Raw genomic sequence first — 14,638 nt, 5'->3', positions numbered from 1 at the left:
CGGCAATATCACAAGCGCCCAAGCGGGCGCTTGTCTAGCTTTGCGCCATCTCGTTTTTTATCCACTTTTCCAAATCTGCTGTATCGGGGCGTAGCCTTGCATTGGGTGAAACCCACAGAACCAATTTGGCTGCCCCTTGCACAAAGCCAAATGGAGCCACCAAGGCACCACTCTCAAGCTCTGCTTCCACTAGCATGCGCGGCACACAGGCGAAGCCCAAGCCAAGCTTGGCTGCCTGGATCAGTAAGTAAAAGTGCTCGAAATACTCCATCTCAAGCAGCTCACCAGGTTCTTCCTCAATAGTCGAGTACCAGTCCTTCCATGCGTGGGGGCGCGTTTTCGTGGTTAGCAAGCGCTCTTTGGTTAAGTCGCTCACCTCCGTGACGCCGGACGCAACCAGATAAGCAGGCGAACAAATCGCACCTATCCATTCGCTGGTTAAAGGTATTGGCTCGATCCCTGGAGGTAGTTCGATGCTGTCGAGGCGTATCGCTACGCTGACGCCTTCATGTGCGAAATCAATAGGGCCGTGACCCGTTTTCAAGCCTAATTCCATGGTGGGAAAGCTGCTATGTAGCTTCGCGAGTCGAGGTAGCAGCCAATGCATCATGATCGAGGCCGAGCAGGAGAGCTCCAGCGGGCGAGGGCGAACCTCATCAATGCTCTCTTGTATCAAGGCAAAAGCCCTGGCCAGGCCCGAGGCGAGGCGTGATCCCTCGGGGGTCAGTTTGGTGCCATGCGCATTTCGGGTGAGCAGAATTACGCCTAACGAATCTTCCAGGCTTCGGACATGACGGCTGATAGCTCCGTGAGTCACGCACAGGGCATCCGCTGCATCGCTGAACGACCCTTTGCGGGCGATCATTTCAAACGCTCGTAGAGCATTGAGCGAAGGCCTGACTGGCGACGTCATCTATGCATCTCCGTAAGACCGAAGTCTCGGTCCTGGTTACTATTCTAATGTGAGTTTTTCTCACGCTCGACGGAAATCATATCGGTTGGATTGACGCAGGGTCAATGTATATTGATTTGAAACCGCCTTGGGTATTACGGGCAGATTTACAATAACAAATAGATTTGAGGCACCCATCATGGTCGATCATAAGGCCGGGCGAGAGGAGTTTGCTGCCCGATTTTTTGTAGAGAGCAGCTATCCGATTGAACGGGTTAGCGAGGTAATAGCAGGGGAGCAATCCAGTGGTACCTTCCTCTCCCTTCCTGGCGAATCGGCGGAGCTTAAAGAACGCTCTCGTGCTCGTGTAGTAGCTATCGAGCCGCTGCCATCCGTTTCGAGCCCTTCTCTGCAAAGTGACTACCTGGCCCGCCACAACCCCTCTCAGACCTACCATCGAGGTGAGGTCACTATCGCGTTCCCCACAGCCAATATCGGAGCGAACATCCCTGCGTTGCTGACCACAATTGCTGGCAATCTCTTTGAGATTGGCGAGGTCAGCGGGCTGAGGGTGCTAGATCTGGAGCTTCCCGAACGGTTCGCATCCGGATTCATCGGCCCTCAATTCGGAATCGAAGGCACCAGGGCGTTAGCCGGTGTTGATGACCGACCGATCATAGGAACCATCGTCAAGCCGAGTATCGGCCTTACGCCAGAGCAGACTGCTTCTGTGGTCGATGAACTCTGCGCCGCAGGTATTGACTTCATCAAGGATGATGAACTGCTCATCGATCCTGCCTACGCTTCTTTTGATGCTCGTCTCAGTGCAGTGATGCCTGTGCTTCACAAGCATGCAGATCGCCTCGGACGCATGCCCATGTATGCAATCAACATCTCAGGCAGCGTCGACGAGATGATGCGTCGCCAAGATGCAGTGCTTGAGGCGGGTGGTACCTGCGTGATGCTTTGCCTGAATTGGGTTGGGCATTCGGCGGTTGAGCACATTCGAAAGCATGCCCAGTTGCCAATTCACGGTCATCGTAATGGCTGGGGAGCTCTGACCCGTTATCCCCAGCTAGGGTTCTCTTTCGAGGTGTATCAGAAGATCTGGCGGTTGGCCGGGATCGATCATCTGCACGTTAATGGAATTCAGGGCAAGTTCTATGAGGCGGACGATTCCGTAATCTCTTCTGCCAAGAGCTGCCTTGCTCCATTTGCCGGCATGCGTCCACTAATGCCTGTGTTTTCCTCCGGTCAGTGGGCGGCCCAGGCACCTGAGCTTTTCAACAGGCTTCAATCTGTTGACCTGATGCACCTCGCTGGCGGCGGCATTATTGGTCATCCGATGGGTATCGAAGCAGGCGTTCAAAGCATGCGTGAAGGTTGGGAGGCCGCTGTACAGCGAGTGCCTCTGGAGCGTTATGCAGAGGGTAGGCCAGCGCTGTCAGCTGCCCTCCAGAAGTTTGGAGGCAAATAAGTCATGAGCTCCCCCCAAGTTCCCAAACCCCCGTTGGTCTTTTATGGCGATGACTTCACTGGCTCGACTGATGCTCTAGAGGTTCTGACGGCTGCTGGACTCAAATGTGCCCTGTTCCTCGCTCCGCCGACCCCGGAGCTCCTGGCAGAACTCGGCGGGTTTGACGCCATCGGCATCGCCGGTGACAGCCGTGCTTTGTCCAATGCAGAAATGGATGCGGTGCTGCCCGAGATTTTTGAGAGCATCAAGCGTCTGTCGCCAGCGCTGATTCACTACAAGGTGTGCTCTACTTTTGACAGCGCCGACTCCGTGGGCAGCATCGGCCACGTTATTGAATTGGCATCCCGCATCTATGATGTCAAAGGCGTTCCGATCATCGCGGGCAACCCTGCACTGGGCCGCTACTGCGTATTCGGCAACCTCTATGCCTTGTCCAAGACGGATCACAAGGTTCACAGGATTGACCGGCACCCTATCATGAGTGCCCACCCAATCACCCCGATGCATGAAGCGGACTTGAGTATCCATATCGGCAAGCAAAAAAACTTGTCGATTGGCAAGATTGATATCCGTCAACTCGAAAATAGTACAGAGCTCAGCCGATTAGTCGACGAGATGTCACTGCAGCACGATGCAGTGTTGTTTGATGGTTCCGATGAATCTCATATGACCACCGCTGGCCAAGTGTTGACAGAGCTTTCCTCAGTGGCGGCTCCCGTATTTGTCGTCGGTTCATCCGGCGTGGAGTATGGCCTCACACAATATTGGCGTACCGCTGGGGTGTTTCCGGCACGAGCGTCGCTGGCCGCACCTCTGAAATCTACGGACCAGGTATTGGTGATCTCAGGCAGTGCTTCGCCGTTGAGTCAGTCCCAGATTGAAACGGCAATTGATTACGGTTTTGTGGAGCTTGAAGTCGATGCTGCCGCATTGATTACTGAGTCCCGAAAAAGCGCCGCGATACGAGATGTGGTCATGGCCGCAGTATCTCACCTTGAAGAGGGTCGGTCGGTGCTGATTCACACTGCCAAAGGCCCTGGCGACTCTCGGATTGAGCAGATGATCAAGGCAATGCTGCAAAAAGGCTTGCCTCGGGATGAAGCGCGGATTCAGGGAGGGAAGCAGCTAGCGATGGAAGTAGGCCAAGTTGCACTTGAAATCCTTAAGGCATTCCCGTTGAAAAGATTGGTGGTCTCGGGTGGGGACACATCGAGCCAAGTAACCAAAGTGCTCGCGCCCGATGCCTTGGTTATCAAATCTGATATTTCTCCTGGCGCTCCTTTGTGCCAAATGCACTCCCACGAGCCGTACCTGAAAGATGTGGAAATTGCGCTCAAAGGTGGGCAGATGGGAGATCGAGATTATTTCGTCAAAGCACTCAGAGGTGTTGAATAAGCTCTGAGGGCTTTTCAGCAAGAAAATACTTGCATATCTACAATAAAAAAGGTGAAACCATGCATACCTCTATATCGAGCCCTATCGAAAGTGAACTTGATCACATCGATGAAGGCGAGAAAAAATCCATGAAAAATGTTGTAGCCGGAAGCCTGTTCGGAACAGCATTAGAGACCTACGACCTCTACCTCTATGGCACTGCCGCTGCCCTTATTTTTGGACCTCTGTTTTTCTCAGGTACTGACGAAACAGTTTCCCGGCTGGCTTCTCTTGCGTCATTCGCAATTTCTTTCGTCGCACGTCCGTTAGGGTCGCTTGTCCTTGGTCATTTCGGGGACAGGATTGGCCGTAAAAAGTTGCTGTATCTCACTCTCATCATTATGGGTTTGAGCACTGTAGGTATTGGTCTTTTACCTACCCATGCCAGCATTGGCATTTGGGCACCTATCATGCTCTGCGTGCTCCGCTTCATCCAGGGCTTTGCTTTTGCAGGCGAGTACAGTGGCGCTGTGCTGATGCTCTTGGAACATGCTCCAAGAAGAAGGAGGGGCTTCTATGCGGCGATCAATAACATTGGCCCAGTCTTTGGCTTCATTGCATCCGCTGGCATGCTTTTGATCGTCAGTACCTTGCTTTCCAAAGAAGATTTCACCGCTTGGGGGTGGCGTATTCCTTTCATCGCCAGCCTTGCGTTGCTGATAGTAGGGGTGTTTGTCCGCTCCAAAGTTCCCGAGTCTCCTGTGTTTGAAAAGACTGCCGAGAAGAGGGCTGCCACGCCTGGCGAGTCGCAATCTCCAGCGCTTCGCTTGTTCACTCGCTATCCTAAGCAACTGTTGTTGGTTGCCGGTGCTAATATCTGCCACTTCTCGACTTTCTACCTCTTCACTGTATTTGCACTGAGCTATGGCCAGCGAGAGTTAGGCCTGTCCAATGCTTTCGTGCTGTCAGTCGCAATGGTTGCAATTTGTACTCACTTGGTGGTCGTACCTTTTGCAGGCGCGCTGGCAGATCGTATTGGCCGCCGTACCATGATGCTGATTGGTTTTATCGTGACCGCGCTCGCAGCTTTTCCTTTCTGGCACCTCTTTTCAACCGGCGAGTTCTGGCCAATGGTCACTGGGTCATGCATGTTCATGACCGGATATGGTTTGGTATACGGTGCAGTGCCTTCGTTTACTGGCGAAGCTTTCGGGCCTAGCGCTCGCTTCACGGGTTTCGCGATGTCTACTAACGTTGGTGGAATCGTGGGTGGTGGTACTGCTCCGATTGTAGGGGCGTTCCTCCTGAGCCATTACGGTACGCCTTATGCGATCTCCATGCTCACGATAGTTCTCGCGGCGTTTTCTGGACTCTGCGTATACCTATCTGCTGAGACAAAAGACGTGGACATCGTCGAAGAGTGACTCAGGCATTTGCGTACTTTCTTTGGGGTACGCAGTCTCGGCTATCAATCCCATCCTGAATTGCTAGGTACTCAGCCAGCAATAAATTTTCGAACTTACTCAGAGAGATGAGGGCATCCTCGTCCCTGGAAGGTATCGGCATGACTCTCCGTAGAACAAAGATTGTTGCAACTCTAGGCCCAGCTAGTAACTCGCCGCAAGTGATTGAAGAACTGATCTTGGCCGGATTAGATGTGGCGCGTTTGAATTTTTCTCATGGCACTCCAAGTGAACATATTGCTCGAGCTCGCTTGATTCGTGAGATTGCTGCCAAACACGGTAGGCATGTGGCTTTGTTGGGTGATTTGCAGGGCCCTAAAATTCGGATTGCGAAATTCACTAACAAACGGATCGAGCTGAAGGTTGGCGATACTTTCTCGTTCTCCACGAGCCATCCCCTTACCTCGGGCAATGAGCGAGTTGTAGGAATCGACTACCCCGATCTGGTGAACGATTGTGGCGTGGGCGACGAGCTCCTGCTTGATGATGGGCGAGTGGTTATGCGTGTTGAGTCGACTACGCCCGAGGCCTTGAATTGCATCGTCACTGTGGGCGGGCCTCTGTCCGATCACAAGGGTATCAACCGCAAGGGGGGCGGGCTTACTGCGCCTGCCCTTACCGAAAAAGACAAAGCTGATATCAAGCTGGCTGCGGAAATGGATCTCGACTACTTGGCCGTTTCATTCCCGCGGGACGCCAAGGACATGGAGTACGCCCGCAAGCTGCGTGATGAGTCAGGGGGGACAGCCTGGCTGGTGTCAAAAATCGAGCGAGCCGAGGCTGTTGCCAATGATCAGACGCTTGATGGGCTGATCGCAGCCAGTGATGCGGTAATGGTCGCTCGGGGAGATCTTGGGGTGGAGATTGGAGATGCAGAGCTTATCGCTATCCAAAAGAAGATTATTTTGCATGCCCGGCGCAACAACAAAGCTGTGATCGTCGCGACCCAGATGATGGAGTCGATGATCTCCAGTCCGATGCCTACCCGCGCTGAAGTGTCAGACGTGGCCAATGCGGTGCTGGACAACACTGACGCCGTAATGCTGTCCGCTGAAAGTGCTGCTGGGGCATACCCCATCGAGGCAGTGCGTGCCATGTCTCGTATTTGCGTCGGGGCTGAAAAGCATCCAACTAATATAAAATCCAGTCATCGACTGCATACAACCTTCGGGCGTTGTGACGAAAGTATAGCCTTGGCCGCGCTCTACACGGCGAACCACTTTCCAGGTGTTAAGGCAATTATTTCGCTCACCGAGAGTGGCTTCACACCCTTGATAATGTCTCGGCTACGTTCTCATGTGCCGATCTATGCGCTCTCACCCCATCGCGCTACCCAGGCTCGCTCCTCCCTGTTCCGTGGCGTTTATCCAATAGCGTTTGATCCTGCCTCATTGCCCTCTGAAATGGTAAGCGAAGCAGCCATTGGCGAATTGCTGAAACGTGACTTGGTACAGCCTGGCGATTGGATCATTCTCACTAAAGGTGACAGTTATAATGTGGTGGGCGGTACAAACGGCATGAAACTTCTTCAAGTTTAACTCTCAGTATATTGAAAGAGCACTAGAGGCAGAGTCATCAGTTTTGATGTTCTAAAATTCCTGTCTCTACTCCTTGTAGGATATATAAGGCGGCGCCACGCTACGGGTACTTACCTGGGTGTCAACTCCGGGGTGCAGCCGCCTTCGCTTCCACTGGCTCCCGAGAAGCCCTTGAACTGCGTGATGGCTCATGGCGCTACAAGGGAAAAGGAGTAATGCGTGCCGTAAGCGTCCGGCGAACTCACCTTCCGAACTCCAGCTTTAAGGGCGATGGTGTCCGCGTATTTTAAGCGGACGCGATCGCCCTTATCGCCAGGATTTCCATGCGCCAACGAAGCTCTTATCCGAAACCGCAGCTCGCGGATGGCCGCCAACCACCCGCGAACCAGTGCCCTCAAGCTAGCAGCTTAAGCTCGTCTTTACCGTACTTGAGCGATTTCTCGTCGGGAATCATCAGGCCGGTATGCTCGTTGCGCCCCTGCAGGATGAAGCGGGCGTTCGGGGTGCCCAACTGGGTCGCGGCCTGCTGGCTGTCGGCGCCGATCTCGCCCTTCTTCATGCGGTTGACGATCACCCCCACCGCCGTATCGTTGAAGTCGCGCAGCATCCAGGCGTCGCCGTCGCTGTCGCCAGCCACCAACACCGGGCCATAGCCCTTGTGTTTAACCAGCACGTTCTTGATGCCGACGGTCTTGCCCGGCCCGTAGTTGAAGTGCCAGTCCGGCAGATAGCGTGTGGTGTACTTGCCACCTTCCATCGCCATGCGCAGGCCAATCACATTTTCAGGCGGCACGCCGTATCCATAGTGAGGATTGCCCGCGAACACGCGTACCACATCGTCGATCGAGGCGGTGCTGATATAGACGTCGATGCCGTTGGCGCGCAGCGTGTGCATCAGGCCGCGGATTTCCTCATGGATGCGGATGCCATGAAAGTGCGTAGCCGCCACCACCCCGGCCTTGCCCGGCGACGTACGCGAGCTCTCGTACGTGACCTTGCGCAGCGCGTCGCCGATGGCGTAGTTGTTGGAAGCCTCGGCCATCGCCTGCAATTCAGCGGTGGTCATGTTCTTGTAGAAATACAGAATCCACTTATAGCCGATCTCCACCGGGTAGCTGTCGCAGATCGCGTCGTACATGAAGTAGAGCTTGGCGAGAAAGTCCTTGTACTGCTCGCTGGCCTGAATCTCTTCCAGGCTCTTGTCGCCGGCGAGCCCCTTGTAGTTGGCGTGCAACCAGCGGTAATCGGCTTCTACGTCGCTGGCGATGTCTTCCATCTTGACCGGCTTGCCGTCCACCGTGGTGTAGTCCTTCATGAACGCGCCATTCGGCACGTCCTGACGCACCACCCCAGCGAACTCATCGGGCGTCAGTTTGTACTGCAGATGATTGATCTGGTAGACCAGCAGGGCTTCTTCACAGTCGTTCATGATGCAGGTGTTATCCCAGTCGAACACCGCGTACGGGCGCCGGTCAGGGCGGTAGGACGCGCTCTTGACGCCGTGTTCATCGATCACCGCCTGCAGACGCTTCTGGTTGAGCGGCGACCAGCGCGCCGGGTCCAGCGCACTGGGTGTGGCAGGGGGCGTGGCGGCTTGCGCCAGGTGGGATGACAACAACAGCGGACTGACAACGGAAACGGTGGCAAGGGTGTTCAGAAACTGGCGACGCTGCATGGCATTGCTCCTACTTCTAGATGAGAGGTTACAACCGAGGCGATGGCGAAAGCGTGTTTCGAAATGCGGACGAGGGGAAGAAACTGTCCAGCCGCGAGGCTAGCTCCAAATACACAAAAAAACAACAATGCCTCAACATCGCACAAATATGACGCGCAGGCTGCGCCAGCCCAATGGTCTGAGGCCGTGCCAAACTTGACAGCGACCGACACCCCTCCACAATGCGTGCTCGGATGGCGACTCGAACAGCAGGGACACCCGGTATGTGGCAAGAAGAGCGTTACCAGCGAATCCGCGCATTGCTGTCGACTTTGCAGCGCGTCACCACCGACCGCATCGTCACGGAGCTAAACGTTTCACGTGAGACGGTGCGACGCGACCTGGTGGCTCTGGAAGAACAGGGGGAGTTGAAGCGGATACACGGCGGCGCCATCCGCGTTGAAGATGAAGCGCCCATCGCCGAGCGGGCGAACATCAACGTCAAATTCAAGCGTGACCTCGCGCGTGCAGCGGTCAGTCTGCTGTCGCACGGACAGACTGTGTTTATCGACGCGGGCACCACCACCGTCATCCTCGCCGAAGAGCTGGCCAAGCTGGGAGGGCTGACCGTGATCACCAACTCGTTCAACGTGGCGTTGCAATTGCGTAACCCCGTTGTGCCAGGCGGCCAGCGCAACGAGGTGATCGTACTGGGCGGTTCGCTCGCCGACCGTGCTCCCGCTACGGTGGGCGGCACCACGGTGGCGGAAATTGGCCGCTATCGGGCCGACCTTGCGCTGTTATCGCCCGTCGGCATCGATGCCCAGCGCGGTGCCAGCAACTACGACCACCGCGAAGCCGAAGTGGCGCGCGCCATGGCCGACAATGCCGAAGGCGTGGTCATCCTCGCCGACTACAGCAAGATCGGCGTAGAGAGCCGCGTCGCCTTCTGCCCGCCAGAACGCATCGACGTGCTCATCACCAACCACAAGGCCAGTACCGAGGCGACGTTCGCTGCACTGGACGCCAAGCTCAAACGTATTGTCCTGGCGTAGCAGTGGCTCGGCGGTTGGGGCGACGCCAGTGGGCCTTGAGCACTTCAAGACCCGTTTTGCCTTAAACGTTTTTGGTGGAGGGCAACAGGACCGTCAGCACCCCGAACAGCGGCAGGTAGGAACACAGGGTGTAGACATATTCAATGCCGTGCACATCGGCGAGATGCCCCAACAGCGCGGCGCCAATGCCGCCGAAGCCAAACATCAGACCGAAGAACACCCCGGCGATCATGCCGACGTTACCCGGTACCAACTCCTGGGCAAACACCACGATGGCAGAGAACGCCGAGGCCAGCACGAAACCGATCATCATGCTCAGCACACCCGTCCAGAATAGGTCGACGTAGGGCAGGGCCAGGGTGAAGGGCGCCACTCCCAGGATGGAGAACCAGATGACTTTCCTGCGGCCGATCTTGTCGCCAATCGGGCCGCCGAAGAATGTACCTGCCGCCACCGAACCGAGAAACAGGAACAGGTAGAGCTGGGAGGTGGCCACCGACAGCTGGAATTTCTGGATCAAGTAGAAGGTGAAGTAGCTGGTGAAACTGGCCATGTAGAAATACTTGGAAAACACCAGCAATGCCAGCACCCCCAAGGCGAACGTAACTCGGCGTTTGGACAGGCCGTGGGTGGCCTGGCCACCTTGCTTGAGCTTGAACAGGCTCAGGTGATTGCGATACCAACGGCTCAAACCAAACAGCACGGCAATGGCGAAGGCTGCGAACAGGCCGAACCAGGCGACGTTACCTTGACCGTAAGGGATGATGATCGCCGCAGCCAGCAGCGGCCCAAACGCGCTACCCGCGTTGCCGCCCACCTGAAAGGTTGATTGCGCCAGGCCATAGCGGCCGCCGGAGGCCAGGCGTGCAACCCGTGACGTTTCAGGATGGAAGGTAGAAGAGCCAACACCTACCAACGCGGAGGCAACCAGAATGGCAGGGAAGCTACCGACGAAGGCCAGCAGGACAATGCCAATCAACGTACAAACCATGCCAGCGGGCAGCAGCCATGGCTTGGGATGGCGGTCGGTGTGATAACCGATCCACGGCTGAAGAAGTGACGCGGTGAGCTGAAAGGTCAGGGTTATCAGTCCAACCTGGGTGAAGCTAAGGCCGTAGTTAGCCTTCAGCAACGGGTAGATCGACGGCAGCACCGCTTGAATCAGGTCATTGATCAAATGAGCCAGTGCGCAGGCTCCGATGACGCGCATCACCAGGGGGCTGGCTTGGCTTGCGACTGACGCGGAGGTCGCTGCAGTGGGTGTGGGAGAGGCCATGGGAGTCTTCCGGGGGAATAAAAGAAGGCGCGCTCGAACAGATGATCCATAGGGGCGCGTAGCAGAAGCCTTCGCTTCAGCGCTATCCTAAATTCATCCATACACGAGCTTCTCGCGAGATTCGGTAAGCAACTATCGCAAAAAGGGCACCATGGTCAGGCCACTCAACGAATGTTTGCGAGAGATAGACAGCGGCACCGGGTCCGTCATCAGTAGTGCAACTGACTATCCGGAAGGGTGGATCATCGCGCCCCACAGCCACGCCAAGCATCAGTTGATCTACGCAATCGAGGGAGTCATGGTGGTGTCCTCCGGCCTTGGCCAATGGACGGTGCCCTCCAATCGCGGCATCTGGATGCCCGCTGGCGAAGTTCACGCCATTCGATGCGTGGGCGAGGTGAAGATGCGCAGCGTGTTCATCCAACCTGACGAGCATGACTTGCTGCCCGCCGATACCAAAGCCGTGAGCATCTCCCAGCTGCTGAGTGAGTTGATCAAGGTATCTATCGACATCAGTCCCGAGGCATCACTTACTCAACGTGAGGCGCGGATCCTTGGGCTGATCCTGGACGAGATCTGCATTCTGCCGACCCTGCCTCTGCACCTGCCGCAGCCATCGGATGTCCGCGTCAGCTCCTTATGCGCCGCGCTTCAGCGCGAGCCTGGCGATTGTTCCACGCTGGGGGATTGGAGCGACCGACTCCAGCTTGATGAGAAGACCATCCAGCGTATTTTTCGCCGAGAAACGGGTATGACGTTCGGACAATGGCGTCAGCAGGCAAGGCTACTGCTTGCCCTGGAGCGAATCGCGGTGGGGCAAAAGATCATCGATATCGCGTTGGAGCTGGGGTACGACAGCCCCAGTGCGTTCACGTCAATGTTCAAGAAACAGTTTGGCAAAACCCCGAGCGAATTTTTTCGCTGACCGCCAGCCTCTTTGCGTTGAGTTGCAGCTCGAAGCAAGGCGAACCTGCTACGAACGTCTGCTTCTGGCCGGTTTCTGCCTGTCACGAGGGGCAGAAACCGGCCCAAAAGCGGACATATCGAGTGAGAAAAACAAATCTGGCCCCTGACTGTTCAGTAGTCACATCCGTTCGATCCACCGAATCGGGTTTCACGCAGGCAAACGTGCCGCCGGCTATTGAGCAGCAGGGGGGCATAGCTGCAAGACGCTTCGGTGTTATTGATCGCGACTTGCAACGAATCCATGACATCGCGGCTGACAGGGACGGATATTTCGCAGCAGCCTTGGGTTTTTGAACAGTCTGAGACTGTCGTGTCATTTCGCGTGCGTCCATTCACTGATACGACCAACGCAGCGTTGTCACAGTGGCCGGTCAAACCTTCTCCAGTAACAAAAAAAGAGGTGGTCGGTGGGTTACCAGTACCCCCTCCAAGCCCTAGCGGAATAAGGAACAGCGAATGAGCGTAGCTTTCGCCGGCCTGTACCGTAGAGATCGTGATGGGTGAATGACAGGACTGATTGACCCACTTCCCGGGGGATACCAGCTTCCAACCGCTGTCGTCAGTGACGTTCCAGTGTTTGCCACTGCGGTAGTCATAGCAACCGCTCAGGCATGCGGCCGCGGTCAGTACCAGAAGAATTGCCGCTCGTGTTGTTTTCATGGTTGACCACTTTCCCGATAAGGTTTGATTACCTGCATTCAGTTGCGCCTACCGGTATCTCCTGAAAGCAGGCGCGCCGTGATAGCCGCCTGCTTATGTACAGATCCAGCTACCCCGGATTACCCGCCCGAAGACGCGCCGCATCGATCTTGCACACCGAATCACGCAACGTCCCGATCAACGACTGCCGCTCCAACGGTCCCCATTGCGGAGTATCGCTCTTGCGTGTCACTTCATTCCCCAGGGCAAAGGGCTCGGAGAAATATACCCGGCCGAACTGCGCCATTTCGTCCCGCTCGCAGTTGATCACCCGGATCGCCCGCGAACTGCGGATCCCCGTACCGCTGGGGGTGGCGGGTCCGAGGTAATTGTTGATTAGGTAGAACTGGCGCAAATGTGGATTGCCCTGGTACAGGGCGACGGAACGGGCGTCGAAGTAGGTTGCCAGTTCGGCGTCCTCCAGCAGTTTGAACATGCCAGCGGGTGGTGTGGTCGGAGCTTCGGCCACGGCTTTCTGCGGCGCAGTGCCGTGGGCGCAGCCGCCCAGCAGCAACACCGCGGCCAGGCATGGTAGGCGCTTCATCGAGGGGTTCCTTGCGCCACGTCCGGGCGTTCCTGTTGCAACAGACGCTCATCGATGCTGCCCTGCAACGAACAGAGCAGGCGGGTCTTTCCGTCCTCGACGCTGAGCATCAGGAGCTTTTCCGCGGAACCCGCCGCCGGGGCGATACCCGAGGCCGCTGCAGGGTTGTCCTGCCAGGCGGAATTGGCGTCCGCCTTGATCTGTGGTCTGGAAATGAAGTACTCGCCGGCCTCCTGCCATTGTGCATGAGGCAACTTGGCCATGACTTCCTCGCGGCTGGCATCGATTTCGAAACCCCAGAAGTAGTAAATGCCTTGCTCACCCAGGTCCATGACCCGGTCGTAGTAGCTGGTCAGGCGCAGGCCTTGATCGTCGACACTGGGGGTGAAGTGCTGGAAAGCGCTGTCGAAGTTGCGGCGGTCCGGCACCGGCAGCCAGGCCAGGCCGCGCTGATCGTTGCGGGCCAGCTTGACGGTCTTCCCCAGATCGGCGCGCTGGGAATACAGGTGCTTGAAGAACGACGGCTCACACGAGACCAGGCTTTCGCTGAGGCCGCTAGCCAGTGCATTGCCGGAGCATAGGCCGAGGAGAAGGGGTAGTACTGCTTTGCCGCAGGAGAAAGATAGAAGGCGACGCATGTCCATTGCTCGGAGATTCCTGGTGGGTGAAAAGACGCGATCATAATAACGTCAGGACGTTGTTACAAATTGAAAGGACCGGAAAAGGAGGTTGGCGGTAAAGGGAGTTCGCCAATCAATGCAGAGAAGGGGAGACAGCCTTCTTCCCAAGGCACAGTGGAAGCCCAGCAATGCGCCAATCGCTCGCTTAGAACGGCGAAGCTTCCATCACTAATAGTCTACTGGGCACCACAAGTCCGGATATTCTGTTATGGAAGAACCCTACTCAAATCACGGACGATGACCATGCAGATACGCGAGATGACGCAAGACGACTTACCCAGCGCCAGTGCCCTGTGCCTGGAGGCGTTCATGCTGGCGGTGGCGCCCTCGCTGTCGGCGCAGGGCGTGGAAACCTTCGTCAAGGTGGCGGCACAGCAGGCGTTTGCCGAACGCATGGTGGGTGACAACCTGATGCTGGTTTGTGTCGCAGAGGGAGGCTTGGCAGGGCTGATATTGTATTCGCCGACACAGTGGTTTCCACGATCGCTTGCGAAACGCCAAGCCTGACCTAACCTGACGAGGTGGCTACATCGTCTTGAGCAATATCCTGTGAGAAAAACATGCCTACAGACTATGAAGTGACAAAGAGGCAGGCCAAATTGCTCAGGCTTGGCAATGCAGTGATCAACATTATCAAGGGGTTAACTCCCTACGGTAGTGGTAATCAGTTGGATGAGGAGCACACTGCCTCTCACATTCGTACTGCGGCCACCTACAACTTCATGGAGAACCCAGTCAACAGCGCCATGCTAAGACCTCGGCGTATATTGGAAATCGCCAAAAGAACAGGTGCGGGCAATTGCGATCAGCTGGGGGCAATGGCTTACGCAATCTGCAGGGATTATCTGTCGCCTGATTATTATTCAGCGTGGGTCGGTACCAATGCCCACACGTTAGCTTTGATCGGACATAAAACTGGAGATGCTGAGGACGCGATAGCGGTGGACGCTTGGCCTCAGCGGCCGAAGGCAAGGGAGGCTGCGGCCGAAGTGGATGCAGATTAGGCAATCGTTCATAAAC

The 14,638-nt window shown here is 56.1% G+C and carries 13 protein-coding genes and 2 pseudogenes; 9 read left to right on the top strand and 6 right to left on the bottom strand.

The window, feature by feature from the left end; genetic code table 11:
- Window positions 1–34: 34 nt before the first annotated feature.
- A complete protein-coding gene (locus tag ACODSJ_RS05140) occupies window positions 35–913 on the bottom strand; it encodes a LysR substrate-binding domain-containing protein (RefSeq protein ID WP_489100698.1) in 879 nt (292 codons plus the stop codon).
- 178 nt (window positions 914–1,091) lie between these two features.
- On the opposite strand from ACODSJ_RS05140, the gene ACODSJ_RS05135 reads away from it, so the two are divergent.
- The 5 genes and pseudogenes from ACODSJ_RS05135 to ACODSJ_RS05115 form a co-directional block, all read left to right on the top strand.
- Entirely contained in the window at window positions 1,092–2,369 is a 1,278-nt protein-coding gene (locus ACODSJ_RS05135) for a ribulose-bisphosphate carboxylase large subunit family protein (protein ID WP_489100697.1), read from the top strand.
- A 3-nt stretch (window positions 2,370–2,372) separates the two neighbouring features.
- Window positions 2,373–3,764 (top strand): four-carbon acid sugar kinase family protein, encoded by a 1,392-nt coding sequence (locus ACODSJ_RS05130; RefSeq protein ID WP_489100696.1) that lies wholly within the window; start codon window positions 2,373–2,375, stop codon window positions 3,762–3,764.
- 29 nt (window positions 3,765–3,793) lie between these two features.
- Window positions 3,794–5,167: an MFS transporter gene (locus tag ACODSJ_RS05125; protein WP_489100695.1), complete on the top strand. Its 1,374-nt coding sequence runs from the start codon at window positions 3,794–3,796 to the stop codon at window positions 5,165–5,167.
- A 140-nt stretch (window positions 5,168–5,307) separates the two neighbouring features.
- Window positions 5,308–6,744 (top strand): pyruvate kinase, encoded by a 1,437-nt coding sequence (gene pyk / locus ACODSJ_RS05120; protein WP_489100694.1) that lies wholly within the window; start codon window positions 5,308–5,310, stop codon window positions 6,742–6,744.
- A 134-nt stretch (window positions 6,745–6,878) separates the two neighbouring features.
- Window positions 6,879–6,974, top strand: a pseudogene (locus ACODSJ_RS05115) (hypothetical protein); the annotation flags it as partial.
- A 164-nt stretch (window positions 6,975–7,138) separates the two neighbouring features.
- Here the strand turns inward: ACODSJ_RS05115 and ACODSJ_RS05110 are convergent.
- The gene (locus ACODSJ_RS05110) at window positions 7,139–8,419 is read right to left on the bottom strand and encodes a haloacid dehalogenase-like hydrolase (protein ID WP_489100693.1); all 1,281 of its coding nucleotides are present in this window, start codon (window positions 8,417–8,419) and stop codon (window positions 7,139–7,141) included.
- 263 nt (window positions 8,420–8,682) lie between these two features.
- Here ACODSJ_RS05110 and ACODSJ_RS05105 point away from each other — a divergent pair, with 263 nt between their 5' ends.
- Complete coding sequence (locus ACODSJ_RS05105) at window positions 8,683–9,453, top strand: DeoR/GlpR family DNA-binding transcription regulator (protein WP_489100692.1); 771 nt, start codon at window positions 8,683–8,685, stop codon at window positions 9,451–9,453.
- 61 nt (window positions 9,454–9,514) lie between these two features.
- On the opposite strand, the gene ACODSJ_RS05100 is transcribed toward ACODSJ_RS05105, so the two are convergent.
- A complete protein-coding gene (locus ACODSJ_RS05100) occupies window positions 9,515–10,729 on the bottom strand; it encodes an MFS transporter (RefSeq protein ID WP_489100691.1) in 1,215 nt (404 codons plus the stop codon).
- A gap of 151 nt (window positions 10,730–10,880) precedes the next feature.
- On the opposite strand from ACODSJ_RS05100, the gene ACODSJ_RS05095 reads away from it, so the two are divergent.
- Window positions 10,881–11,654 (top strand): AraC family transcriptional regulator, encoded by a 774-nt coding sequence (locus ACODSJ_RS05095; RefSeq protein ID WP_489100690.1) that lies wholly within the window; start codon window positions 10,881–10,883, stop codon window positions 11,652–11,654.
- Window positions 11,655–11,806: 152 nt separating this feature from the next.
- On the opposite strand, the gene ACODSJ_RS05090 is transcribed toward ACODSJ_RS05095, so the two are convergent.
- The 3 genes from ACODSJ_RS05090 to ACODSJ_RS05080 all read right to left on the bottom strand — a co-directional run bounded on the left by ACODSJ_RS05090 (window position 11,807) and on the right by ACODSJ_RS05080 (window position 13,582).
- Complete coding sequence (locus ACODSJ_RS05090; protein ID WP_489100689.1) at window positions 11,807–12,355, bottom strand: hypothetical protein; 549 nt, start codon at window positions 12,353–12,355, stop codon at window positions 11,807–11,809.
- Between the two features lie 109 nt (window positions 12,356–12,464).
- The gene (locus ACODSJ_RS05085; RefSeq protein WP_489100688.1) at window positions 12,465–12,938 is read right to left on the bottom strand and encodes a surface-adhesin E family protein; all 474 of its coding nucleotides are present in this window, start codon (window positions 12,936–12,938) and stop codon (window positions 12,465–12,467) included.
- Entirely contained in the window at window positions 12,935–13,582 is a 648-nt protein-coding gene (locus ACODSJ_RS05080; RefSeq protein ID WP_489100687.1) for a hypothetical protein, read from the bottom strand. Before ACODSJ_RS05080 ends, ACODSJ_RS05085 begins: the two co-directional genes overlap by 4 nt.
- A 279-nt stretch (window positions 13,583–13,861) precedes the next feature.
- Between ACODSJ_RS05080 and ACODSJ_RS05075 the strand changes: the two are divergent.
- Both ACODSJ_RS05075 and ACODSJ_RS05070 read left to right on the top strand, forming a co-directional pair.
- A pseudogene (locus tag ACODSJ_RS05075) lies at window positions 13,862–14,071 on the top strand (GNAT family N-acetyltransferase); the annotation flags it as partial.
- A gap of 107 nt (window positions 14,072–14,178) precedes the next feature.
- Window positions 14,179–14,622, top strand: a complete 444-nt coding sequence (locus ACODSJ_RS05070) for a hypothetical protein (protein ID WP_489100686.1) — start codon at window positions 14,179–14,181, stop codon at window positions 14,620–14,622.
- Window positions 14,623–14,638: the final 16 nt, after the last annotated feature.

This window comes from Pseudomonas sp. FG6 (assembly GCF_057809015.1).
Note: the sequence above shows the minus strand (reverse complement) of the source record. Positions and strands in the feature narration are given on the sequence as shown.